Origin of the sequence: Flavobacterium beibuense F44-8 (assembly GCF_000769915.1) — a bacterium.
GTDB lineage: Bacteria > Bacteroidota > Bacteroidia > Flavobacteriales > Flavobacteriaceae > Flavobacterium > Flavobacterium beibuense.
Window position 1 is genome coordinate 25,195 of sequence record NZ_JRLV01000015.1, and the last position, 23,973, is coordinate 49,167.

22 protein-coding genes and 1 other RNA gene are annotated in these 23,973 nt (G+C 39.1%); 14 read left to right on the top strand and 9 right to left on the bottom strand.

From position 1 onward, the window contains the following. Positions 1 to 44 precede the first annotated feature (44 nt). From Q763_RS12230 to Q763_RS12240, 3 genes are all read right to left on the bottom strand, one after another. The gene (locus Q763_RS12230; RefSeq protein WP_052123429.1) at positions 45 to 470 is read right to left on the bottom strand and encodes an SRPBCC family protein; all 426 of its coding nucleotides are present in this window, start codon (positions 468 to 470) and stop codon (positions 45 to 47) included. A gap of 103 nt (positions 471 to 573) precedes the next feature. Continuing rightward, entirely contained in the window at positions 574 to 1,023 is a 450-nt protein-coding gene (locus tag Q763_RS12235; protein WP_035134697.1) for a hypothetical protein, read from the bottom strand. 75 nt (positions 1,024 to 1,098) lie between these two features. Beyond that, positions 1,099 to 2,154, bottom strand: a complete 1,056-nt coding sequence (locus Q763_RS12240) for a glutaminyl-peptide cyclotransferase (protein ID WP_035134909.1) — start codon at positions 2,152 to 2,154, stop codon at positions 1,099 to 1,101. An 89-nt stretch (positions 2,155 to 2,243) separates the two neighbouring features. On the opposite strand from Q763_RS12240, the gene ffs reads away from it, so the two are divergent. The 6 genes from ffs (at position 2,244) to Q763_RS17960 (ending at position 6,829) form a co-directional block, all read left to right on the top strand. Next, positions 2,244 to 2,342, top strand: an RNA gene (ffs, locus tag Q763_RS17735) — signal recognition particle sRNA small type. Between the two features lie 1,332 nt (positions 2,343 to 3,674). After that, the gene (locus Q763_RS12245) at positions 3,675 to 4,478 is read left to right on the top strand and encodes an SDR family oxidoreductase (protein WP_035134699.1); all 804 of its coding nucleotides are present in this window, start codon (positions 3,675 to 3,677) and stop codon (positions 4,476 to 4,478) included. Positions 4,479 to 4,530: 52 nt separating this feature from the next. Beyond that, positions 4,531 to 5,199: a hypothetical protein gene (locus Q763_RS12250; RefSeq protein WP_035134701.1), complete on the top strand. Its 669-nt coding sequence runs from the start codon at positions 4,531 to 4,533 to the stop codon at positions 5,197 to 5,199. A 27-nt stretch (positions 5,200 to 5,226) separates the two neighbouring features. Continuing rightward, entirely contained in the window at positions 5,227 to 5,883 is a 657-nt protein-coding gene (fsa, locus tag Q763_RS12255) for a fructose-6-phosphate aldolase (protein WP_035134703.1), read from the top strand. Between the two features lie 233 nt (positions 5,884 to 6,116). Then, on the top strand, positions 6,117 to 6,416 hold the full coding sequence (locus Q763_RS17955; RefSeq protein ID WP_198133469.1) for a hypothetical protein: 300 nt from the start codon (positions 6,117 to 6,119) through the stop codon (positions 6,414 to 6,416). A 113-nt stretch (positions 6,417 to 6,529) separates the two neighbouring features. Beyond that, the gene (locus Q763_RS17960; protein ID WP_198133470.1) at positions 6,530 to 6,829 is read left to right on the top strand and encodes a hypothetical protein; all 300 of its coding nucleotides are present in this window, start codon (positions 6,530 to 6,532) and stop codon (positions 6,827 to 6,829) included. Between the two features lie 645 nt (positions 6,830 to 7,474). On the opposite strand, the gene Q763_RS12260 is transcribed toward Q763_RS17960, so the two are convergent. Continuing rightward, positions 7,475 to 8,074: an HPP family protein gene (locus Q763_RS12260; RefSeq protein ID WP_035134705.1), complete on the bottom strand. Its 600-nt coding sequence runs from the start codon at positions 8,072 to 8,074 to the stop codon at positions 7,475 to 7,477. Between the two features lie 335 nt (positions 8,075 to 8,409). After that, a complete protein-coding gene (locus Q763_RS12265; protein WP_035134707.1) occupies positions 8,410 to 8,970 on the bottom strand; it encodes a hypothetical protein in 561 nt (186 codons plus the stop codon). 73 nt (positions 8,971 to 9,043) lie between these two features. On the opposite strand from Q763_RS12265, the gene Q763_RS12270 reads away from it, so the two are divergent. Both Q763_RS12270 and Q763_RS12275 read left to right on the top strand, forming a co-directional pair. Continuing rightward, positions 9,044 to 9,493, top strand: coding sequence for a DUF3828 domain-containing protein (locus Q763_RS12270; protein ID WP_035134709.1), 450 nt, complete (start codon positions 9,044 to 9,046; stop codon positions 9,491 to 9,493). 113 nt (positions 9,494 to 9,606) lie between these two features. After that, positions 9,607 to 9,867 (top strand): hypothetical protein, encoded by a 261-nt coding sequence (locus Q763_RS12275; RefSeq protein WP_035134711.1) that lies wholly within the window; start codon positions 9,607 to 9,609, stop codon positions 9,865 to 9,867. A gap of 4 nt (positions 9,868 to 9,871) precedes the next feature. On the opposite strand, the gene Q763_RS12280 is transcribed toward Q763_RS12275, so the two are convergent. The 3 genes from Q763_RS12280 to Q763_RS12290 all read right to left on the bottom strand — a co-directional run bounded on the left by Q763_RS12280 (position 9,872) and on the right by Q763_RS12290 (position 13,031). Next, positions 9,872 to 11,692: a chloride channel protein gene (locus Q763_RS12280; protein ID WP_052123430.1), complete on the bottom strand. Its 1,821-nt coding sequence runs from the start codon at positions 11,690 to 11,692 to the stop codon at positions 9,872 to 9,874. Positions 11,693 to 11,778: 86 nt separating this feature from the next. Then, complete coding sequence (locus tag Q763_RS12285; protein WP_035134713.1) at positions 11,779 to 12,444, bottom strand: DNA alkylation repair protein; 666 nt, start codon at positions 12,442 to 12,444, stop codon at positions 11,779 to 11,781. Continuing rightward, positions 12,441 to 13,031, bottom strand: a complete 591-nt coding sequence (locus Q763_RS12290; RefSeq protein WP_035134715.1) for an acyl carrier protein phosphodiesterase — start codon at positions 13,029 to 13,031, stop codon at positions 12,441 to 12,443. Before Q763_RS12290 ends, Q763_RS12285 begins: the two co-directional genes overlap by 4 nt. A 161-nt stretch (positions 13,032 to 13,192) precedes the next feature. Between Q763_RS12290 and glmM the strand changes: the two genes are divergently transcribed. Beyond that, a complete protein-coding gene (glmM, locus tag Q763_RS12295) occupies positions 13,193 to 14,581 on the top strand; it encodes a phosphoglucosamine mutase (RefSeq protein WP_035134717.1) in 1,389 nt (462 codons plus the stop codon). A gap of 2,026 nt (positions 14,582 to 16,607) precedes the next feature. Further along, positions 16,608 to 18,104: an aminotransferase class V-fold PLP-dependent enzyme gene (locus Q763_RS12300; RefSeq protein WP_035134719.1), complete on the top strand. Its 1,497-nt coding sequence runs from the start codon at positions 16,608 to 16,610 to the stop codon at positions 18,102 to 18,104. Here the strand turns inward: Q763_RS12300 and Q763_RS12305 are convergent. After that, positions 18,094 to 18,996 carry a lysophospholipid acyltransferase family protein gene (locus tag Q763_RS12305; RefSeq protein WP_035134721.1) on the bottom strand — a complete coding sequence of 301 codons (903 nt, stop codon included), beginning with the start codon at positions 18,994 to 18,996 and terminating at the stop codon, positions 18,094 to 18,096. The genes Q763_RS12300 and Q763_RS12305 overlap by 11 nt on opposite strands. Before the next feature lie 110 nt (positions 18,997 to 19,106). On the opposite strand from Q763_RS12305, the gene Q763_RS12310 reads away from it, so the two are divergent. The 4 genes from Q763_RS12310 (at position 19,107) to Q763_RS12325 (ending at position 23,960) form a co-directional block, all read left to right on the top strand. Continuing rightward, entirely contained in the window at positions 19,107 to 19,754 is a 648-nt protein-coding gene (locus Q763_RS12310) for a rhomboid family intramembrane serine protease (protein WP_035134723.1), read from the top strand. Between the two features lie 207 nt (positions 19,755 to 19,961). Next, entirely contained in the window at positions 19,962 to 20,651 is a 690-nt protein-coding gene (locus tag Q763_RS12315) for an SIMPL domain-containing protein (protein WP_035134913.1), read from the top strand. 531 nt (positions 20,652 to 21,182) lie between these two features. Beyond that, positions 21,183 to 22,739 carry an arylsulfatase gene (locus Q763_RS12320; protein WP_035134726.1) on the top strand — a complete coding sequence of 519 codons (1,557 nt, stop codon included), beginning with the start codon at positions 21,183 to 21,185 and terminating at the stop codon, positions 22,737 to 22,739. Between the two features lie 183 nt (positions 22,740 to 22,922). Next, positions 22,923 to 23,960 carry an HAD family hydrolase gene (locus Q763_RS12325; RefSeq protein ID WP_232297525.1) on the top strand — a complete coding sequence of 346 codons (1,038 nt, stop codon included), beginning with the start codon at positions 22,923 to 22,925 and terminating at the stop codon, positions 23,958 to 23,960. Positions 23,961 to 23,973: the final 13 nt, after the last annotated feature.

The following is a 23,973-nucleotide window of genomic DNA, read 5'->3' on the forward strand; positions in this document are numbered from 1 at the left end:
TCCTTAAAAATTTAAAATTCATCATTTATAATAATCAAAAAGATCTACTGTTCAATAAGTTCTTTAAGTCTGTTGGTTACTACTTCCCAGTTTTGAAGGGAGTGTAAGGCTTTTTCTTCGTCGTAATTGGTTTGTGATATGGTGAGTTCTGTTCCGCCGGGAATTTTTTTTACCTTATAGGAAACCTCAAGGTAGTGATGAGGTTCATCGGGCAGGGCAGTCCAGCTGCTGTGATAGCTGTAGGACAGCTTATCGTTTTCGTTATACTCCAGTACAATACCTTTGTCCTCATAACGTGTGCCTTTATATTCGCCATAAAAGCGAATAGGCTTTCCTACTTTCCATGTGGTTTCGAGATTGGAGCCAAAAAAATACTGCCTAACCATTTTGGGGTCGGTAAGGGCTTTCCATACATCACTAACATGGGCGTTAACCACTGTTTGGTGTGTAATTTTGAAATCGGTTTGCATAGTTTTTTGGGTATTTGTTATTGCTTAGGTAAACAAATATAAATATCTCAACGTTGAGATAAAAGGAGGAATCCCATAAAAAGCTATGTTTTTAACAGATATTTTATTGATTGTCAGGTGGTAATTTTCTAGGAGAGGTAAGTGGAGATCCTACATGCGTATTTAGTACTTTCATTTCAAACGATGGCATGAGTTCATACCTGTTATCATTATATAGTATAAATATGAGGAAAAGTTTTATGGCAAGTGATAAGGTGGCAATAGTTAAAAGCGGTATAGATATAAATTTAGGAAGGTTAATTTTTCGAACTCTGTTTATAAGTGCTATTATTATATAGAGTGTTGTAAAGTATATTAGTAAGTCGGCCAGGAGGGGTAATATAAAAAACTGACTTGCCAAAGAGGTATGAAAAGCAGGAGCCTCATATATAAAAGGGTAGCCTAAAACAAAAAGATTATCTACATCTTCAACTTCAACTATACTGTATGGAGTTAAAAATGTAAAGGCTATTATTGTTAAGGGAATAACTAAAAGGAGTGTTAGTTTTTTCATACGTTTAATAATCAACTCTAAGATAATAAAAAAGCTCCCCGAAGGGAGCTTATATATAACAGTGTAAAAACAGTTTTATTGTTTTACCCTTATTTCAAACATTTTATCCCAGTTTTTACCGGTAATAAAAATGGTTTTGGTTTTAGGGTTGTAGGCAATACCGTTTAGCACATCCATATCAGGGTGCATGGTAACCTGTTTTTTTAGCGGACTTATATCCAATATATGTTCTACAGCTCCTGTAGCAGGGTCTATTACGGCAATACCGTCTGTTTGGTATACGTTACCGTATATTTTACCTTCTATCCACTCCAGTTCGTTAACCGATTTGATTTTACTGTTAGTAGTATATACATTTACATAATCAACCTCTTTAAGGGTTTTAGGGTCCAGTTTCCAAATCTTTTCGGTTCCGTCGCTCATATATATATACTTGTCGTCGTCGTGAGTAAGTCCCCAGCCTTCAATTTCTTTGAAGTATTTAAATTCTTCAAGTCTTTCAAAAGTATCAGCATTAAAAACAAAACCTGTTCGGCTTTGCCATGTTAGCATATATATTTTATTGTCTACTACGGTGATGCCTTCGCCAAAGTATTTGCCTTCCAGTTCGGTTTTTTTGTATACCTCTCCGGTTTTGTAGTTGGTTTTTCGAAGAGTCGATAGTCCGCGTCTTCCGGTACTTTCAATAAGCGTATCACGGTAAAATTCCAGTCCCTGTGTGTAGGCCTGCATATCGTGAGGGTAGGTATTAACCAGTTCGTACTCCAGTTTGGTAGGTGTAACGCCACTGCCCAGTTCTACACGCCCGGTAACTTCGCTGTTATCTCCGTCACTATAAACAAGTGCTTTGATGTTTTTGTACCCAAATTTTTCGTTTTCAAATTTAAAATCTAGTTTAGTGTTTCCGGTAACGCTACCCACTTTAGTGTCGTTTATGTAGTAAATAACCGAGTCGATAGTTGCATTTTTAGGGTTTTCTATACCTAAAGGAAACGTTTCATTAGGGTGATATAGCTGTTTTAGACCTGTTGTGTCGAGCTTAAATAAATTTTTTTGAGAATTTTTTCCGCCGTCACAGCTCATTGCGGCAGCTCCCAATAAAATGAATGCTAATAAGTTATGTTTTTTCATGATTGTATTAATAGTGATTACAATATACAATTGTATTTTACAATTGGCAATGACCTTTGCGAAAATACAAAAAGATTGTATATTTGCACCGGCAAGTCCTACACGACCAGCTCCTGTAGAATCCTCCAGGGCGGGAACGCAGCAAAGGTATACGGTTGTAGCGGTGCGATGTAGGTCGCTTGCCATTTTTTTCTTTTATAAAAGCGGTCTCCCAATGGGAGATTTTTTTGTTTATAGGGGTAATTGTTTTTTTATCCTGTCACCAAAACAGTGAAAAGGTTTAAATCCTAATGCCGTTTGTGACTGTTTTCATTAAGAGATTTTTCGACTCCACTTCGTTTCGCTCAAAATGACAGTTGAGTTTGTCATCCTGACGATAGGAAAGATCTCTTTTACATTCCGACTGAAGTGATAACGTAACGGAGGAATCTCTATTAGATTACTTCGTCGTTCCTCCTCGCAATGACAGTTGAGGTTTTGTCCTTTTGTCTTGACACAAAAGAACGAAAAAGTCAAGGCTAAAGTTTCTCAGGCTATAAATTACCTTTTTCGGCTAAACCATCTGAACTCGGCTATTGCCTCAAACAGCAGATGCTTTTTTACGCCTCTTTCGCTAATTTACTTAACGCCTTTAAAACCTAATGCCGTTTGCTTACTCTGCTTGTCATCCTGACGATAGGAAGGATCTCTTTTCCATTCCGACTGGAGCGATAGCGTAATGGAGGAATCTCTATTAGATTACTTCGTCATTCCTCCTCGCAATGACAGTTGAGGTTTTGTCCTTTTGTTTTGACACAAAAGAACGAAAAAGTCAAGGCTAAAGTTTCTCAGGCTATAAATTACCTTTTTCGGCTAAACCATCTGAGCTCGGCTATTGCCTCAAACAGCAGATGCTTTTTTACGCCTCTTTCGCTAATTTACTTAACGCCTTTAAAACCTAATGCCGTTTGCTTACTCTGCTTGTCATCCTGACGATAGGAAGGATCTCTTTTCCATTCCGACTGGAGCGATAGCGTAATGGAGGAATCTCTATTAGATTACTTCGTCATTCCTCCTCGCAATGACAGTTGAGGTTTTGTCCTTTTGTTTTGACACAAAAGAACGAAAAAGTCAAGGCTAAGGTTTCTCAGGCTATAAATTACCTCTTTCGGCTAAACCATCTGAGCTCGGCTATCGCCTCAAACAGCAGATGCTTTTTTACGCCTCTTTCACTAATTTACTTTACGCCATCAAAACCTAATGCCGTTTGCTTACTCTTGCTTGTCATCCTGACATTAGGAAGGATCTCTTTTCCATTCCGACTGGAGCGATAGCGTAATGGAGGAATCTCTATTAGATTACTTCTTCGTTCCTCCTCGCAATGACACACAGGCTTGTCATCCTGACGATAGGAGGGATCTCATTTAAAATTCAAAATTCATCATTTATAATAGTCTTCCGTCTCTCATTTATTATCTAATTGTCTTTAACTTAAAATCCGTATTTTCGCCATTCAATTATAAATCTCCAATTAACCAATAATGAAGAGAGTTGTTTTTATTACCGGAGGATCTTCGGGTATAGGAAAATCCATAGGCGAATTTTTATCTGAAAAAGGCTATACCGTTTATGGTACAAGCCGTAACCCGCAAAGGGTAACCGGTTCTAAGTTTCCGCTTGTGGCGCTTGATGTTCGTGATGCTGTTACTATTAAGGCTGCAGTTGCCGAAGTGATTGAGAAAGAGGGCAGGCTGGATGTGCTTATCAATAATGCCGGAGTTGGTATAACGGGTCCGCTTGAGGAAATCCCTGCCGATGAAATTAGAAACAACTTTGAAACCAATGTTTTTGGACCTATAGAGGTAATGAAAGCCGTGATGCCACAAATGCGTGAGCAGAAAAACGGACTTATAATCAACGTTACTTCTATTGCCGGATACATGGGGCTGCCATACCGCAGTGTTTATTCGGCTTCAAAAGGAGCACTAGAACTTATTACCGAAGGCCTTCGTATGGAGGTTAAAGGTTTTGGGGTTACCATTACTAATATTGCTCCGGGCGATTTTGCCACAAACATTGCCGCAGGGCGTTACCATGCTCCGCTTGTAAAGGGTTCGCCATACGAAACCCCATATGGCAATACGCTTAATATGATGAACGATCACGTGGATGGTGGTAGCAATCCGCTTGAAATGGCCGAAGCGGTTTACTCTATAATGAAAGACCCTAACCCTAAAGTACACTACAAGGTGGGGGCATTTATGCAAAAGTTTTCTATCGTTTTGAAAAGGTTACTGCCTGATAAAGTGTATGAAAAGTTGTTAATGAATCATTATAAATTGTAGTTTTGCATTTTAAAAAATTAACATTTTAGCTAACTAACCAAATTACCTTACTATGCGTTCATTTTTTATTGTAGCAGTTGTGTTTTTTGCTGGCTGTTTTTCTGTTTACTCTCAGGTAGTTGGGGATTTTACAGTTAATGGTAATGTTAGTTATAGCTATATGATAGACTCACAGGATTTGACTTTTAGTGCCAGAAATGCAGATGATCTTGATGGTTTACGAAATGGAGTTTCTGTTGAACTGAGTGCTTATTATATGCCCAGACCAAACTTGGGGTGGGGAATAAGATACAATAGGTTTAGCTCTTCTGTAAGTGTATCTGATATAGATATTCTTGCACCAAATAATGAGGTAGGAGTAGGAGATGCTTCGGAAGATGTTACAATATCGTATATTGGTGTTTCTCAGTTGGTAAGAAATAGGAGCAGAAGATTTTACCTTTCTTATGAACCAACAATTGGTTATGTAAGATATAAAAATAAAGTATATGCTCTTGGTGACTATAATGTAACGTCAAAAGGATTAGGTATTGGATGTTCTTTAAGTTATTCTTATAATCCTTTTCAAGGCTTTTTGGTAGGGCCTAAAATAGGTATGTTGTATGCATTAATGTCAGATTATCATATTGAAGGACCAGACGGCTTTGGGGAAAAACAAGACAAAGGAATGCAAAACTTTTTAAGATTTAATGCAGGTGTTATGGTATCATATACCTTTTAATTAGTAAGCAACATAATTTAATATAACATGAAATTTTTTATCGACACAGCTAATCTTGACCAGATTAAGGAAGCTCAGGAGCTTGGCGTTTTAGACGGAGTTACAACTAACCCATCTCTAATGGCGAAAGAAGGCATTACAGGAAGAAACAACATTTTGAAACATTATGTTGACATCTGTAATATTGTAGACGGCGACGTAAGCGCTGAGGTTATCGCTACCGATTTTGAAGGTATGATTAAAGAAGGTGAAGAGCTTGCCGAACTGCACGAGCAAATTGTAGTTAAAATACCTATGACTAAAGATGGTGTTAAGGCTGCTAAGTATTTCTCTGATAAAGGTATCAAAACAAACGTAACGCTTGTTTTCTCTGTAGGTCAGGCTTTACTTGCTGCTAAGGCAGGAGCTGGTTATGTGTCTCCGTTTATCGGTCGTCTGGATGATATCTCTACAGATGGTTTAACACTTATCGAAGAGATCCGTCAGGTGTATGACAACTACGGTTTTGAAACCGAAATTCTTGCTGCATCTGTACGCCACACTATGCACATTGTTAACTGTGCTAAAATTGGTGCCGATGTTATGACAGGTCCTCTAAGCGCAATTACAGGTTTATTAAAACACCCACTTACCGATAGTGGTTTGGCTCAGTTTATTGCCGACTACGAAAAAGGTAACAAGTAATATTTTAAAAGGCTGCTTCGGCAGCCTTTTTTATTGGGGTTAATTTAAGGTTTAAAGATTAAAAGAGATGCCTGCTGTCATTACGAGCGTAATGCAATGGAGCGTGGCAATCTGTATTAGATTACTTCGTCGTTCCTCCTCGCAATGACGCACAGGCTTGTCATCCTGACGTTAGGAAGGATCTTTTTTCCATTCCGACTGAAGCGATAGCGTAATGGAGGAATCTCTGAACTATGAATAGAGATGTCTCCTGCCGTCGACATGACATACTGAACGTGATGACAGTTAAGGTTTTGTCCTTTTGTCTTGACACAAAAGAACGATCACGCTATGGCGTGACTGCGGCTATGGTTTCTCAGGCTATAAATTACCTCTTTAGGCTAAACCATCTGAACTCGGCTCTTGCCTCAAACAGCAGATGCTTTTTTACGCCTCTTTCGCTAATTTACTTTACGCCTTCAAAACCTAATGCCGTTTGCTTACTCTTACGTCATTGCGAGCGTAATGTAATGGAGCGTGGCAATCTGTATTAGATTACTTCGTCGTTCCTCCTCGCAATGACGCAAGATGTTGTCATCCTGACGATACGAAAGATCTCTTTTCCATTCCGACTGAAGCGATAGCGTAACGGAGGAATCTCTGAACTATGAATAGAGATGTCTCCTGCCGTCGACATGACATACTGAACGTGATGACAGTTGAGGTTTTGTCCTTTTGTCTTGACACAAAAGAACGATCACGCTATGGCGTGACTGCGGCTATGGTTTCTCAGGCTATAAATTACCTCTTTAGGCTAAACCATCTGAACTCGGCTCTTGCCTCAAACAGCAGATGCTTTTTTACGCCTCTTTCGCTAATTTACTTTACGCCTTCAAAACCTAATGCCGTTTGCTTACTCTTACGTCATTGCGAGCGTAATGTAATGGAGCGTGGCAATCTGTATTAGATTACTTCGTCGTTCCTCCTCGCAATGACGCAAGATGTTGTCATCCTGACGATACGAAAGATCTCTTTTCCATTCCGACTGAAGCGATAGCGTAACGGAGGAATCTCTGAACTATGAATAGAGATGTCTCCTGCCGTCGACATGACATACTGAACGTGATGACAGTTGAGGTTTTGTCCTTTTGTCTTGACACAAAAGAACGATCACGCTATGGCGTGACTGCGGCTATGGTTCTTCAGGCTATAAATTACCTCTTTCGGCTAAACCATCTGAACTCGGCTCTTGCCTTAAACAGCAGATGCTTTTTTACGCCTCTTTCACTAATTTACTTTACGCCATCAAAACCTAATGCCGTTTGCTTACTCTTGCTGTCATTGCGAGCGTAATGTAATGGAGTGTTGCAATCTTTTATTTTAATTAGATTTTTCGACTTCACTTCGTTGCGCTCAAAATGACAGTTGGTTGTGCCATCCTGATGCTAGGAAGGATCTTGTTTCCATTCCGACTGTAGCGGTAGCGTAACGGAGGAATCTCTTTTAGATTACTTCGTCGTTCCTTCTCGTAATGACAGTTGAGTTTGTCATCCTTACGATAGGAAGGATCTCATTTAAAATTTAAAATTCATCATTTAAAATAATAACTGGTTTACTTTTTCTTTGTCAGCCTTTTGTATATCTGTTTGTATTTTTTTCGGGCTGTGTGCGATGGGTATTTTCTGTATGGGGTAAGGTTATTAAAAATAAGTGCTATGGCAAGCAGTATTAAACATCCTGATAGTACAGGCGATAACACATACATATAACCCAGTGCTTTTATTTGTGGTGATGCTGTTGCTGCGATTAAAGCTGTTGCGCCACCGGGTGGGTGCAGGGTTTTGGTTATTTGCATCATTACAATGGATAATGATACTGCAAGAGGCGCAGCTACCCATAGCAAATCGGGTAATATTTTTTGTACCGTTACGCCAATTATGGCCGATATAACGTGTCCGCCAATTAAGTTGCGCGGTTGTGCTAACGGACTCTCAATTACTCCATATACCAATACGCAGGTAGCTCCAAAAGATCCTATTAAGAACACTAGCTCTCTTTCAGGTATTAATCCGTACTGCAAATAGGCAATTATACCTAGACCTATAAATGAGCCTATAAAAGCCCAAAAATGTTCTCTAAAGTCTACTAAAGTTTCCCTGTACAAAACGTAGCGGGTTTTGCGATAGGTTTTTTTAATCTTTTTTATTGGCATGAACGTGATAATGATTTTGTAAAATTTGTGCAAAGATAGCGGGATATTTGCTTTTCATTCTTAATAAAAGAATCTATTTATTTCATGCCATCAAAACAGAATGACGTTTGTCTCTGTTTTTCATTAGGAGATTTTTCGACTCCACTTCGTTGCGCTCAAAATGACAGTTGAGTGTGTCATCCTGACGAAAGGAAGAATCTCTTTTCCATTCCGACTGAAGCGATAGCGTAATGGAGGAATCTCTTTTAGATTGCCGCGTCGTTCCTCCTCGCAATGACAGTTGCGGTTTTGTCCTTTTGTCCTGACACAAATGAACCAAAAAGTCAGGGCTATGGTTACTCTTTAGCTTTTAGGGTATTAATATAATCTGTATATTTAAACAGTTCTTCCCTTCCTGCCTTTGCAATTTTATCAAGATGTCTGTCTAAGGAGAAAGAATATATTTCTTCTCCCTTAATTTTAATATAGTAGGTATCTCTAACGTGAAGAGTAGACTGGTTTGAAAGCGAGAATATACATGTGTTTTTGGCAGGTACGTTTTTAAAAGTCATTAAAAATTCAGCTACTTCATCTGCGGTAAAAATGAGATTTTTTCCGTTATCTGTACCTGTTAGCTTGTTATTAGATAATGATATACGTTTGTATTGAATATAACTATCAAAACAATCATTAACCCGTTTGATTTGCAAAATATCTATATCATCTGTAGCAGTATTAAAATAGTCAATCTGTTGGAGTATATGTTCGGGAAAACCTTCGTGGCTTATTTCCATTTTTTCATTATAAACTATAAAATCATAGTTGGAAGCATTTTTATATGCAACAGTGTGCGAACAACCTGTAAGCAAGGCGCTTATAAATACTATTATAAAAGTTTTGAGTAAGGTGTTTTTCATAAACAAACAACTGTTTATTACCTAACGGCAAATGTATAATTCTCTTATATTTGGGATGTAATTTTATCACCTTATGAAGAAGATTATTTTATTATTATCGGTGCTTTTTATAGTGTCCTGTAAAGACATTACATCAGCGCCAAAGCAACAGTCTCTTGACTATAAACTGGCATCTGAAATGCTTATTTCCTTTTATACCGAATATCTATCTCTATCCGAGATTCCTCCACGGGAAGCCGGACCAAAAATTGATGCAGTTATAAAGAAATACTGTACAAAAGAACTAGCTGATAAGATAATAGCCGGAGGACTTGAGCTAGATCCCTTTTTGACTGCTCAGGATTGGAATGTAGATTGGATTCCAACACTGGAGGTTAAAAATAAAGACCCTAAAAATTATATTTATACGGTTTGTTATACCAATTATGGTGATAGTGATTCGATTTGTACAGATCTTACCTTAATCAAAACCAATGAGGGATTTAAGATTAGCTATGTGGAACTTTATTATTGGGAAATGTAAAAGTTTTTTAATTAATCAGTAAGTTTTTGAAGTTTGGTTAGCTTTAACGAATTAACCTGCTCAAAATTCTGAATTCCAATAGCTTTTATGTACATTTACTGAAATCGAATATTATGTACAGTTACAAAGAAGCGGTTTACCTGGTTGATTATTATAAGGATAAGGTAATAGGTAAGCCTATAATACCAAGCAGTAAAAAACTGATTGACCTTGTAGAGGTTGAAAACAGAAATAACGATTCTTACAGCGTAAAATGTGTGGTGAGCGAAAATAAAGGTGCTAACCTGTTTAGGGACATACACGCTATTACTAAGGAGCTGGAACTTACCGAACCTAAAGAGGTCTTATCAAAATGGGATGGTAACGGCGCATAGATCGTTACTCAATAATCATCTCTATATGCTTATCCCTGTAGTCTTTCAGTATTTTTGACTTAAATACCAGTCCGTAAAACTTATCGTCTTTCAGTATAGGGTAGTATTCGGCCTTAGTGGCATCAAACTTATCCATTATCATTTCTACCGAATCTTCCAGCGATACTGTATCACCCACAGGGCTCATAAGTTCTTCCAGTTTAGAGTATTTTATTTTAAATGGACTAAAGGCTATGTGTCTTATAGCGTTAAAGTCTATCATACCCACCAGTCGTTTTTTATCGTCTACCACGGCAAAAATACTCTGGTTGGTAGTACTAAGCAGTTGTATAACATCGTCTGGTGTTTGGGTAGGCAACAGCGTAGGAACATCGGTAGTCACTACGTTAAGTATGTCAATGGAGTTAAGTACATTTCTGTCTTTATCAGATGTAAATACCTCACCCTTGTCGGCTAGGTGTTTTACGTCCATTGAGTGTACCTCAAACTGTTTTGATACAGCAAAACTGATGGAAGATACTATCATTAGCGGAAGCATAAGGCTGTAACCACCGGTAATCTCCCCAATAAGGAATATGGCTGTTAGCGGCGCATGGAAAAGTCCGCTCAAAATACCTGCCATACCTACTATGGTAAAGTTACCCACAGGCAGGTCTTTATCCAGTCCTGTAAGGGTTATAAGTTTGGCTACAAAGAAACCAAGGTACGATCCTACAAATAGGGAAGGGGCAAAGTTACCGCCATTACCTCCACAGGAAAGCGTTAACCCCGTTGCAAATACCTTTAACAGCATGGTAACCCCTGCAAACAGTAACAGTATCCAGGCGTTGTCTTTAAGACTTTCCACAAGGGTGTTTTCCATAATAGCTTCGGGGTTTAGACCCGATAGTACTTTAAGACTTTCATAACCCTCACCAAACAGGGTAGGGAAAAAGAAAATAAGTATTGCCAGCGGAATGGCTCCATACAGTGCCTTGCGGTACTGTCCCATTTTGGTACGGGCAAAATGTTCCTCTATACGCTGAAACGTACGGGCATGGTATAACGATACAAAACCTGCCAGTATACCCAGCAGTACGTAGTAATGTATGTTGTGATAGTCAAACGACTGTTCTTTAGGGAAGGTAAGTAATACCTCTTCGTTAAGTACAATGGTAGAAACCAGTGCACCTGTAGCAGCCGATATCATAATAGGGATAAAGGCGGTTATGGTAACATCGGTAAGTACTACCTCTATGGCAAAAAGTACCCCGGCAATAGGAGCGTTAAACGCTGCGGCAATACCGGCAGCTACACCACAGGCCAGCAGTAGTATCCTGTCTTTTTTAGAGAGCTTGTATTTTTGTGCAAAGTTAGACCCAAAGGCTGCACCCGTAATGGTTATGGGCGACTCAAGTCCTGCCGATCCTCCTAAACCTACGGTAAGGGAACTGGTTAGTATTTGGGCATACATTTGCGAACGCGGAATAATACCGCCTTTTTTTGCCACAGCATAGAGTATGCGTGAGCTTCCTTTCTCAATTTTATTGTTAAGCACCCTGCGCACTACCCATACCGTTAGCACTATACCCACTATAGGCAGTATACTGTTAATAAACGGAAGTTTAAGGTAACTGTTTACATAGTTAGCAAAACGGAAAACATTATGGGCAAACCCTTTAAGTATAATTACCGCAAACCCTGTGGTGATTGATACTAATACACACGACAGGTATATAAAATGCCTTTCGGACAAAAGGCTTTTAAGTAAAAAAAACAGGGTTTCAAGACGCCTAAAGTTATTTCTTAAAAATAATCTGATTTTAGAAATCGTTCTTTTGGGCATTGCGTTTCACAAGGTTTTAATTGAGGAAAATAATTGAAAAAATAAAAATGCTAAGGTACTGCATTTGTAAATTATTTTCGACTAAATCATAAATTTTTTAACGCTTCTCTCGTGCTTAGGGGTTTAAGTGATGCTGATGTTACGAATTCCCTAACGGCATCAGGATTGGTTTTTCCGTACTCGTGTAGTGCCCAGCCTATTGCCTTTTGTATAAAAAACTCATTACTGTGTTTGTGTTTTAGACATTGTTCAAACAAAATCGCCTGATTGGTATCTTTTTTATACCCTAACTGAAACAGAATTGCCGTACGGTTTAACCACATATTGTCGCTGTTTGAAAAACCATCAATCACTGCTATGGTTTCTTCGGGGAACTGTTGCAGGTAACCACCTACTAAATATTTAGCAATAACATCTACAGTATCCCACCAGGAGTGGTTTATAGTAAGAAATTCTATAAGGTGAATGTCGTTTTTTACAAACTTCTTTTTAAGCTCTTTTGTAAGTAGCTCTACAGCACAGTAGTGGTAATCCCTTTTTTCTTTGGCATATAGGGCATGGGCTATATTGCGGCAGTCGGTTTTAATCTCATCCTTATGATTAATGCAGGCTTCCTTAAATATAACTCTCCTGTCGTTTGTTTTCAATCCGTAAAAAGTAAACAGTCCGCGCATATAGTTGTGCATGTACAGTGCGTTTTCGGCATTGGTATTCGCCTCAAACCCGGCAGTAAGTTCCTGTATGAATGTCATATTCCCAGTTCATTTTTCTTATCTGCCACAAATTTCTGCATATCCTCAAAAAAAGCAAAGAATTCCTGTTCGTATTCGGTATAATACTCCTGTAGTTGCACTCCGGCGTTTGTCATACCCGATTTGTGCTTGGTACGGTAATCCATTTGCATCAGTATAAAATTGATACCCTCAATGGTGGCATACTTGCTAAGCCAGTTTTCCTTTTTAAGATGTACCATCATGCGCTGGGTGCGCGGTGCCAGTATATCATAATTATCGTCAAGGCTTTTGTAAAACGCAGCCGCATATTGAGGCAGGGGCGTGTTGCAGTACCTGTTCCAGTTTTTTGCCAGCAGATGATCGTAAAACATATCCATTATAACCCCCGAATAGTGATGGTAGTGTTTATGCAGTCTTTTTGTTCCCTGACGGAAAATAGGGTGGGCATCGGTATGGCTGTCTATAGCCCTGTGCAGCAGTATGCCTTTTTGTACATTGGGCGGAAAGTGGTCTATTTTGTTTCCCTGTATGGCATCGGCCATGAAATTGCCTATTTTAACAAGGTCGTTATCGCCCGAAAGGTATATGTGTGCCAAAAAGTTCATAGGCACAATTTAGGGATAAGTTTAATAGCAATCAATAGTAAAAACGGGCAATTACGGGATTATTGTAATTTGTTAGTTAAAAATATGTTTAGGATTGAGCTTAAAAAAACTGCATTGTTATCTTTGTGGTGTAAAAAAGAACCTGCTAACTAAATTTTATAATGACGTTAATTAAATCAATATCAGGGATTAGGGGGACCATAGGTGGTAAAACCGGAGATAACCTAACACCCGTAGATGCCGTAAAATTTGCCTCTGCTTACGGTACGTGGCTAAAATCACAAAGCAATAAAGAAAAACTTACTGTAGTTATAGGGCGTGATGCCCGTATATCAGGACCTATGATTCATAGCCTGGTAATGAACACTCTTGTAGGGCTTGGTATAGATGTGGTTGATTTAGACCTTTCTACTACGCCTACGGTTGAGGTTGCCGTTCCGTTGGAGCAGGCAGACGGTGGTATTATACTTACTGCCAGCCATAACCCAAAACAATGGAATGCTCTTAAACTGCTTAACGAAAAAGGGGAGTTTCTAAGCGGTGCTGATGGTGCAAAGATTTTAGAGATTGCCGAAAGTGAAGCGTTTGATTTTGCCGATGTGGATAACCTGGGCGAAATTACATCAAACGATGCCTTTATGGATATTCATATTGATGAGGTATTAAACCTGCCGCTTGTGGATGTGGAGGCTGTTAAGGCTGCCAAATTTAAAGTAGTGGTAGATGGTGTAAACTCATCGGGTGGGGTTATTATCCCAAAACTACTGGAACAAATGGGAGTAGAGGTGGTAAAGCTGTACTGCGAGCCAAACGGACACTTCCCACACAACCCAGAGCCTTTAAAAGAGCACCTTGGTGATATTTGTGAGCTTGTGGTAAAGGAGAAAGCACACTTTGGTATTGTGGTTGATCCGGATGTAGACCGACTTGCTTTTATTAGTGATGACGGAGAAATGTTTGGAGAGGAGTATACTCTTGTGGCTGTTGCCGATTATGTATTGAGTAAAACTCCGGGGAACACGGTAAGTAACATGTCGTCTTCACGTGCGCTTAGAGATATTACCGAAAAGCATGGTGGTACGTATGAGGCTAGTGCTGTAGGTGAGGTTAATGTTGTGGAACTTATGAAGAAAAACAATGCCGTTATAGGTGGCGAAGGTAACGGTGGTATTATTTACCCTGAGCTTCATTATGGTCGTGATTCATTGGTGGGTGTTGCCCTTTTCCTTACATATCTTGCCGGAAAGAATATGAGCGTTGCTGCACTTAGGGCAAGTTATCCTCAGTACTACATGAGTAAAAATAAAATTGAGCTTACGCCACAAATTAATGTAGATGCTATTTTAGAAGCTATGGCTACTAAGTATGCTAACGAAGATATTTCTACTATTGATGGCGTGAAAATTGATTTTGCCGAAGAGTGGGTACACCTTAGAAAATCGAACACCGAGCCTATTATCAGGATTTATACCGAAGCTAAAGGACAGGACAAAGCCGATGCCCTTGCTGTTAGGATTATAGATGAGATTAAACAGGTAGCGGGAATTTAATAAGCTATTCACATATTGAATTATATAAAGCCTTTCTTTTTAGGGAGGCTTTTTTTGTGGTTTGACCTTGTTGTCATTGCGAGCGTAATGTAATGAAGCATGGCAATCTCAGTTTATAGCGTAAATAGATTGCCGCGTCGTTCCTCCTCGCAATGACAGTAACGGGTTGTTATCCTGACGATAGGAAGGATCTCTTTTCCATTCCGACTGAAGCGATAGCGTAATGGAGGAATCTCTTTTAGATTACTTCGTCGTTCCTCCTCGTAATGACAGTTGAGGTTTTGTCCTTTTGTCTTGAAACAAAAGAACGAAAAATTCAAGGCTATGGTTTCTCAGGCTATAAATTCCCTCTTTCGGCTAAACCATCTGAACTCGGCTCTCGCCTCAAACAGCAGATGCTTTTTTACGCCTCTTTCGCTAATTTACTTTACGCCTTCAAAACCTAATGCCGTTTGCTCACTCTTGGCGTTGTCATTGCGAGCGTAATGTAATGAAGCGTGGCAATCTCATTTATAAGTGGTATACAGATTGCCGCGTCGTTCCTCCTCGCAATGACAATAACGGGTTGTCATCCTGACGATAGGAAGGATCTCTTTTCCATTCCGACTGAAGCGATAGCGTAATGGAGGAATCCCATTAAAAATAGATTACTTCGTCGTTCCTCCTCGTAATGACAGTTGAGGTTTTGTCCTTTTGTCTTGAAACAAAAGAACGAAAAATTCAAGGCTAAGGTTTTTCTGGCTATAAATTATCTCTTTCGGCTAAACCATCTGAACTCGGCTGTCGCCTCAAACAGCAGATGCTTTTTTACGCCTCTTTCACTAATTTACTTTACGCCTTCAAAACCTAATGCCGTTTGGTCACTTAGGTGCTGTCATACTGACGATAGGAAGGATCTCTTTTCCATTCCGACTGAAGCGATAGCGTAATGGAGGAATCTCTCTTTATAATAATTGTAACACTCAGTACTTAAGCTACTTATTGATAACAACTTTTCTTGTAAAAACTTTCCTGTTATAGAAGTTAAAGTTTTGATTTTTAAATAATTATATGGTTTTCCGTATAGGGTGTCTGTCTTTTTTAGTGTATCTTTATTAGTGGTAAATTAGTATTTACTAATTATTGGTTAATGATGGCCCCGGTTACATATAGCAACCGGGGCTTTCATTTTTTAATGACTTACGGAATTAAAATGTGAATACTTAGGATGTGGTGAAATATAAGGTTATACTGTGAGGAAAAACTAAAATTTCTTCCCCCCTTCTTCTTAAAAACGGATAAATTTTGGTACAGTAATTACTTATTGATGTGTTTTTTCTTACATTTTTAAATTTATGTGTTTCAGTGTCTTAAGTGAATCTTAAGAGTATTTTTTTGTAGTTAAAAAAATACTATGCACTCATAATAAATAGGTTACAAATTATTTTAACATAAATTTAATACGGATTTCCGTAAAAATTTAACAGGTCTTTATAAATTTGCGCCGCTTCGTTGAAATAGATTTGAGTAGAGTCAGCGTTGAAAACAAAATAGGTTGTTATAGGCAGGGTTTAGTACCCCTGCCTTTTTTTGTAAGATTTTAACAGAAGTTGTCAGTCTTCCTTAAAATCATGTTATACTTTTCATAAATAAGTAGTTGGCTAAAAATATAGCCTGTTTTGCCCCGTTACATTCTACATGTCGGTCACCTTACTGAAACCAAATCACATTTCACAAAACTACTAACTCTAAAACTGATTGACATGGATTACATTGTTCCAATACTGGCGGTGGGGCTGCTAAGCTATCTTGCCTTTTTAATTTACAAGGACCTTAAAAAACGCCATAGGAGAAGAGACTTTTACTAATACAACTCTCATAATTTTTAATTATAGTTTTTTATATGTTGAGCCGGTAGCTTAGGGGTAATATTCTAAGCTTTCCGGTATTTTTTTATAAATATCACAAACAGGGGGCGTTAGTTTATAAAAGTAATTGACTATAACGTTTTAATTTTCCTAAATTTGCGCTTTATAAAGACTCGAGAATGTTAGAAGCTGCAAACACTACTTTAGGTACACAAATGGAACAGTACTTTGAAAAGTTCCGTAATAATATAGTGGGTATTAACCAGGAGTTTGATACTCCCTTTGGTAGACAAAAAATTGTTTATACCGACTGGACTGCCAGTGGCAGGCTGTACCGACCTATAGAAGAAAAACTGCTTAATGAATTTGGTCCGTTTGTTGCCAACACCCATACAGAAACTACCGTTTCGGGTACGGCAATGACAAATGCTTACCACGAAGCACGCCATATTATAAAGCACCATGTAAATGCCGGAGCCGACGATGTACTTATTACCGATGGTAGTGGTATGACAGGGGTGGTAAACAAATTCCAAAGAATACTGGGACTTAAAGTGCCGGAAAACCTAAAGGAGTTTACTACTATACCAGAGGAGAAAAGACCTGTGGTATTCGTTTCGCACATGGAGCACCATTCTAACCAAACCTCATGGCTGGAAACGATTGCCCGCGTTGAGATTATCCCTGCATGTGAGAAAGGGCTTATTTGTCTTGACAGCTTTAAAACGCTTTTGGAGAAACACAAAGACCGTACGCTTAAAATAGCATCGGTTACAGGTTGCTCTAACGTAACAGGGATCAGGACTCCGTATCATGAAATTGCAAAACTGGTTCATCAGTACAACGGTGTTTGCTTTGTAGACTTTGCCTGCAGCGCACCTTATGTAAATATAGACATGCACCCGGCAGATGAAGAGGCTTATCTTGATGCCATTTTCTTCTCTCCGCATAAATTCCTTGGTGGTCCGGGCACATCGGGAGTGCTTATCTTCAATAAAAAATTATACAAAAACATGGTTCCCGATCATCCGGGAGGTGGTACCGTTAGCTGGACCAACCCTTGGGGTGAGCACAAATACCTTGATAACATTGAGGAACGTGAAGACGGTGGTACACCGGGCTTCCTTCAGGTTATTAAAACAGCACTTTGCGTTAAGCTAAAAGAGCAAATGGGGGTAGAGAACATGCTGAAAAGGGAGCATGAAATTATAGATTACATTTTCACTCAGTTTAATGAGGTGGAAAATATAAACATACTGGCTCCGCAACATCAGGAAAGGTTAGGGGTTATTTCGTTTTTTATAGATAACCTGCATTTTAACCTTGGTGTAAAAATATTAAACGACAGGTTTGGTATTCAAACCCGTGGCGGATGCAGTTGTGCCGGTACTTATGGTCATTATCTGTTGCACGTAGACCACGAAAAGTCACAGTATCTTACGAACAAGATTACCGAAGGCGACCTGATACAAAAACCGGGATGGATTAGAATGTCTATTCACCCAACTACCACTAATGCCGAGATTGAATATGTTTGCAAAAGCATTATAGAACTGGCTAAAAACCACGAAGAGTGGGGTAAAGAGTATGATTACAACAGAAGCAGTAACGAGTTTACACACGTAAAATCGCAGCCTGTGGTACAAAACATGGTAGATAACTGGTTTAAGCTTTAGGCGGATATCCCGGCGGATCGTTACGACGGTTTTTAAATCGTTTGTGGGTCCACAGGTAATAAGCCGGGGCTTCCCTTATCTGGTCTTCCAGCATACGAAGGAAAATATCGGTTAACCCGAAGTTTGGAACTTCTTTAGGGTTACCCTCATACGGAATAAACGTGGCTTTATAATGGCCGCGTTTTATTTTTTCACCCTTAACGTAAATTACGTTCATGTCCAGCTTTTTGGTAAGCAGTTCAGCACCACCGTGTACCGGTACTTCCATCCCGAAGAATTTCCCCCAGTAGGGAACGCGGTATATTTTAGGGCTTTGGTCACTAATAAAACCATACACACCCAGTATGCCCTGGCGGGCATTATTTTTCATTACAGGTACGCTTTCTTTGGTATCAATAAGTTCGGCACCAAGTCGTCCGCGCAGTTGCCTTACCATTTTGTCAAAATACGGGTTAGCAAGCTTTTTATAAATACCAAAACCTTTATGGGTTTTAAAATGCCTGTTCATGGCAAGCAGCCATTCATAACTGCCGTAGTGACCTATAAACATGGCAATGCTTTTGCCTTGCTTTTCATATTCGTTTACAAGCTCTATGTTTTCAAAAACAAAGCGTTTTTCAATTTCCTTATCGCTAATGGTCATTGTTTTTGCCATTTCGAATATGGTATCGCAAAAATGACGGTAAAACTCCTTTTCGGTTTTTTTACGTTGGGCTTCGGTTAGCTCCGGCAGGCACAGGGCAAGGTTAAGACGCACGGTTTTCTTGCGGTATCCTACTACGTGGTATACCAGTACATAAGCGAAATCAGATAATAAATAAAGCAACCTGAAAGGTAGTATAGAAATTAGCCAAAGTATAGGATAGGCTATGATATAGGCTAAGAATTGCATTCCAAAATTTTTTACAAATATACTTTATTATGGTTTATTTAAGCTTTTCTTCTTCAATTGGTAAGAAAAGTTTCATCACTATTGGTTAAATTTACACTTTAAAATTGAATATGGATATAGAAAATATAGTTGTTTGGGTAATAATAGGTATTACCGCATTGATAAGCTTTAAGGGATTTGATAATGTTTATTTCTTTAGGAAATACGACTTTCATATAGGCAGTATAAGGGCGGGGGAACAGTTTAGAATGTTTACCAGTGCGTTTTTGCATGCTGATCCAATGCACCTTATTTTTAATATGTATACACTTTACATATTTGCGCCTATGGTACTTGATGAACTTGGAGTAATAAATTTCCTTATTATTTACTTTTCCAGCCTTATATGTGGTAATCTGTTAACGCTTTCTATTCATAAAAACGACTTGCATTACAGGGCTATTGGCGCATCGGGAGCTGTAATGGGAGTTATATATTCGGCGGTATTGTTAGATCCGGATCAGAAAATCTACCTGTTTTTTATTTTAAAAATGCCTCTATATGTTTTTGGTTTAGGATACCTACTATATTCTATTTATGGTATGAAGGCCAAGGCCGATAACATAGGGCATACCGCTCACTTTGGCGGTGCCATAGGCGGACTCGTATTTACACTTTGTAAGAGACCTGAACTTTTCCAAACACAAACTCTTGTAATAGGCTTACTTGTAGTGCCTATTGTTATTTTATTCTTCATGGCCCGGTCGGGGAAAATTTAGTATAAATAAATACTTAATCTTTAAACTGAAAAAGAAAGTTAGTTGTCTCAGTGTTATGAAAAACGCTAAAAAATTATCTTTCACCACTCGTTTGATTATCATTTTCTTAACAGCCTGTATTATGTGGTTTTGCTAATTTCGTAACAATTGCCCGCTTTTATGGCATGCAATTTGGAATTCATTAACCAAAACAAAAAAATAAGCACTATGAAAAAATTTGCAATTGTATTAGTTATGATGGTAGCAGGAGCTGCAAACGCACAACAGGCATCCACGCCACAGGTTACCGTACAGGGTGAGGGTATAATAAAAGTAACGCCGGATATGGCTACCATTACCATTGGGGTAAATAACGAAGGTAACGATGCTAAAGACGTTAAAAAGGAAAACGATAAAGCTACCGATGCTGTTATTAAGTACCTTAAAAAAGCCGGTATTGATGCTAAGGATTATCAAACCGAGCGCGTGTACCTTAACAGGAACTATGACTATGATAAAAAGAAATACTATTACAGGGCTTCACAAACCATATCGGTTAAATTAAAAGATTTAAGTAAGTATGATGACCTTATTACAGGTCTTACCGAAGCCGGAGTGAACAACATACAGGGCGTAAATTTTGAATCGTCTAAACAAAAGGAGTATGAAGCACAGGCAAGGAGAGAAGCTATGCTTGATGCCCAGAAAAAAGCTAAAGAGTATGCATCGGCAATTGGGCAAAGTATAGGTGCTGCTATGATGATTACCGAGAATGGTTCGTCGTCTTATATGCCTTTGCGTATGAAAGCAGTATCTTATGAAATGGCTGCTGATTCTACAGGATCAAGAGAAACCATTGCTGTAGGCGAAATAGAAATAAAGGCAAATGTAACTGTAGGTTTTGCTTTAAAGCTATAATAAGAGTCAACAAAAAATATTAGCAAATACAAATCCCCAAGGGCATTGCCTTTGGGGATTTTTTTATGTCAAATACCTGTAAATGAGTTGCTAAAGTTTTGTTAAGTTGTGTAAGTAATGTTTTAGGATTTGTTAATTTAAAGGTGTGAATTTAACACTTACCTTAATTGCACGTTCTGCTAGTAACATGAAAACCACATTACAAATTATACGAGTTAAGAATTTAGTTGTCTACCTGAAATAGGTTGGACGTTGTTCCTGTCCCCGGGATAATGCGCCCCGGGGATTTTTTTTCTGTTCTGTAAAAAAATAAGTTGATTAAATATTAGGTTAGTTATTGTGATTCCCCTGCAGTCCTCCTGCCAAAAACAGGAGGACTTTATTTTTATATAGCCAACTTATAATTCTTAAAACTTTGTTAATCAACTGGTTTTTAGTGTTTTATTTTTGTTAATTTTATAGAAGTACAGTTTTTTACCAACCATATTGCTGCACTATCAAATCAACCTGAACAATAAATAGCCAATTATTATGAAACAAAAATTCCTTACACTGGCGTTGCTTGTGGCTTTTGCTGCAACAGCACAAAAACAACCCAACATTCTTGTTATTATGGTAGATGATGTGGCACCAAACTCACTTGGCGCTTACACCATGGGTATGCAGTACCCAACACCTAACATAGACAGGATTGCTAAAGAGGGGGTACTGTTTACAGATCATTATTCACAGCCCAGCTGTACTGCCGGGCGTGCTGCATTCATAACAGGGCAAAAGCCCGTTAGAACAGGGCTTACTACAGTAGGGCAGCCGGGTAATCCGTTAGGATTAAAGTTTGACGATCCAACCCTAGCCGAACTTTTAAAACCTATGGGATACATGACTGGGCAGTTTGGTAAAAACCACCTTGGTGACCGTAACGAGCATTTACCTACGGTACATGGCTTTGATGAGTTTTACGGTAACCTGTACCACCTAAACGTATCGGAAGAGCCGGAACAGGCCGATTATCCAAAGAGTAAGGAATTTGCCGAAAAATACGGTCCGCGTGGTGTGATAGAGTCTTATGCTTCTACAAAAGATGATGGAACGGTAGACCCAAGGTTTGGACGTGTGGGCAAGCAACGCATTAAAGATACGGGTCCGCTTACTACTACACGTATGGAAACCTTTGACGATACACTGGTAGCCAAGTCCAAAGATTTTATGAAACGCGCTAAAGATGCCAATAAACCTTTCTTTATATGGCATGCATCCAGCCGTATGCACGTGTATACGCATCTTAAAAAAGAACACAGATACCTTGCTGCCGATATTAGTACCGACGTCGATTTGTTTGGTAGCGGACTAATGGAACACGACATGCAGGTGGGCGAGCTGTTAGACTATCTGGATGAACTGGGTATTGCCGATAATACTATTGTGATTTATACTACCGATAACGGCCCCGAACAAAGTACCTGGCCTCATGCCGGTACAACCATGTTTAGGGGTGAGAAAATGACAACCTGGGAAGGAGGATTGCGTTCGCCATTTCTGGTTAGATGGCCTGCTAAGATCCCTGCCGGACTGATAAGAAACGGAATCTCGGCACACGAGGATGTACTGCCTACACTTATGGCAGCAGTAGGAGAGCCTAATATTAGCGACGATCTTAAAAAAGGTAAAAAGGTAGGCAACATGACCTACAAGGTACACATAGACGGCTTTAATAACCTTGATTACTGGACAGGTAAGGCAGATGATTCTAAAAGAAACTACTTCTTTTACTACTATGAGTCCAGCTTAACGGCGCTTAGGGTTGGTCCGTGGAAAATGCACTTTGCTACTAAAGAACGCTATTTTGACGACATGGTAACTCATACTATGCCTATGCTGTTCAATTTAAGGAAAGACCCGTTTGAGCATTATGACGATATTACGGGCTTCCACCAGATAATGGAAAAATCGTGGGTATTACAACCGGCGTTAGGAATATTACAGGAGCACTTAGAAACATTTAAGGAATTTCCGCCAAGGCAGGCCGCGGCCTCGCTAGACGTTAATAAAGCTATAGACAAAATACTGCGGGCGGGAACTAGGCAGTAGTGCATATTCAGGTTAATTAATGTAATTGTAATCCCCGCAATATTTCCCCGCATAGCAATGTGCGGGGAAATTGATTTAGCATGGTGTATCGGTGATATAGCGATGCGATTTTAGCCCCCCTCTACAAGATAAATTCTTGACATAAACTTACTAATGCAACAATCAACCAAAACCACAATTGCAATGAATGTAAAGTTAAACGGAACAAGGCTATTTGCCTTTTGTATGCTATTTGCCTCTTTAACGGCATGTAAGCAGGAACCATCTGTAAAAACCGAACCTACAACAGTACAAACTACTGAAAACAGTGATCCGTTGCCATCATGGAACGATGTTGCCAGCAAAAAAGCCATTATCAGTTTTGTGAAAGATGTAACTACCGAAGGCAGTGCCAATTTTATTCCGGTAGCAGACCGTATTGCTACGTTTGATAACGATGGTACGCTATGGAGCGAGCAACCTACTTATTTTCAGCTATTCTTCACTATGGACAGGGTAAAACAGCTTTCAGCAAATCATCCCGAATGGAAAGATAAACAACCCTATAAAGCTGCTATTGAGCACGATTTGAAAACGCTAATGCAACAGGGCGATAAAGCTCTTTTTGATATGGTAATGGAAGTACACGGCAATGTAACTGCCGAGGAGTTTGATAAATTGGTAAAAGACTGGATTGCAACTGCAAAACATCCTACAAAAGATGTGCTCTTTACCGATTTGACTTATAAACCCATGCAGGAACTTTTAGACTACTTAAAGGCGTACGACTTTAAACTGTTTATCGTTTCGGGCGGGGGTATTGAGTTTATGCGTGCCTGGACCGAAGGTGTTTACGGTATCCCCGATCACCAGATTGTAGGAACTACCAACAAAACAGAATTCGATTACAATGACGGTAACCCGGTAATACGAATATTGCCTGAGCTTGAATTTATGGACGATAAGGGAGGCAAGCCTGTGGGGATTAATAAATTCATTGGGCGTAAGCCTGTTTTTGCTGCCGGGAATTCTGATGGTGATTTACAAATGATGCAGTATGCGGCATCAAACAAGTATAAAAATTTTGAGCTATATGTACATCATACCGATTCTGTTAGGGAATGGGCTTATGACAGGAAATCGCCTATTGGTACTTTAAACAAAGGGCTTGACGAAGCTGCCGCAAAAGGCTGGACAGTTGTCGATATGAAAAACGACTGGAATACTATTTACGGTAATTAACCATAAGCTATAA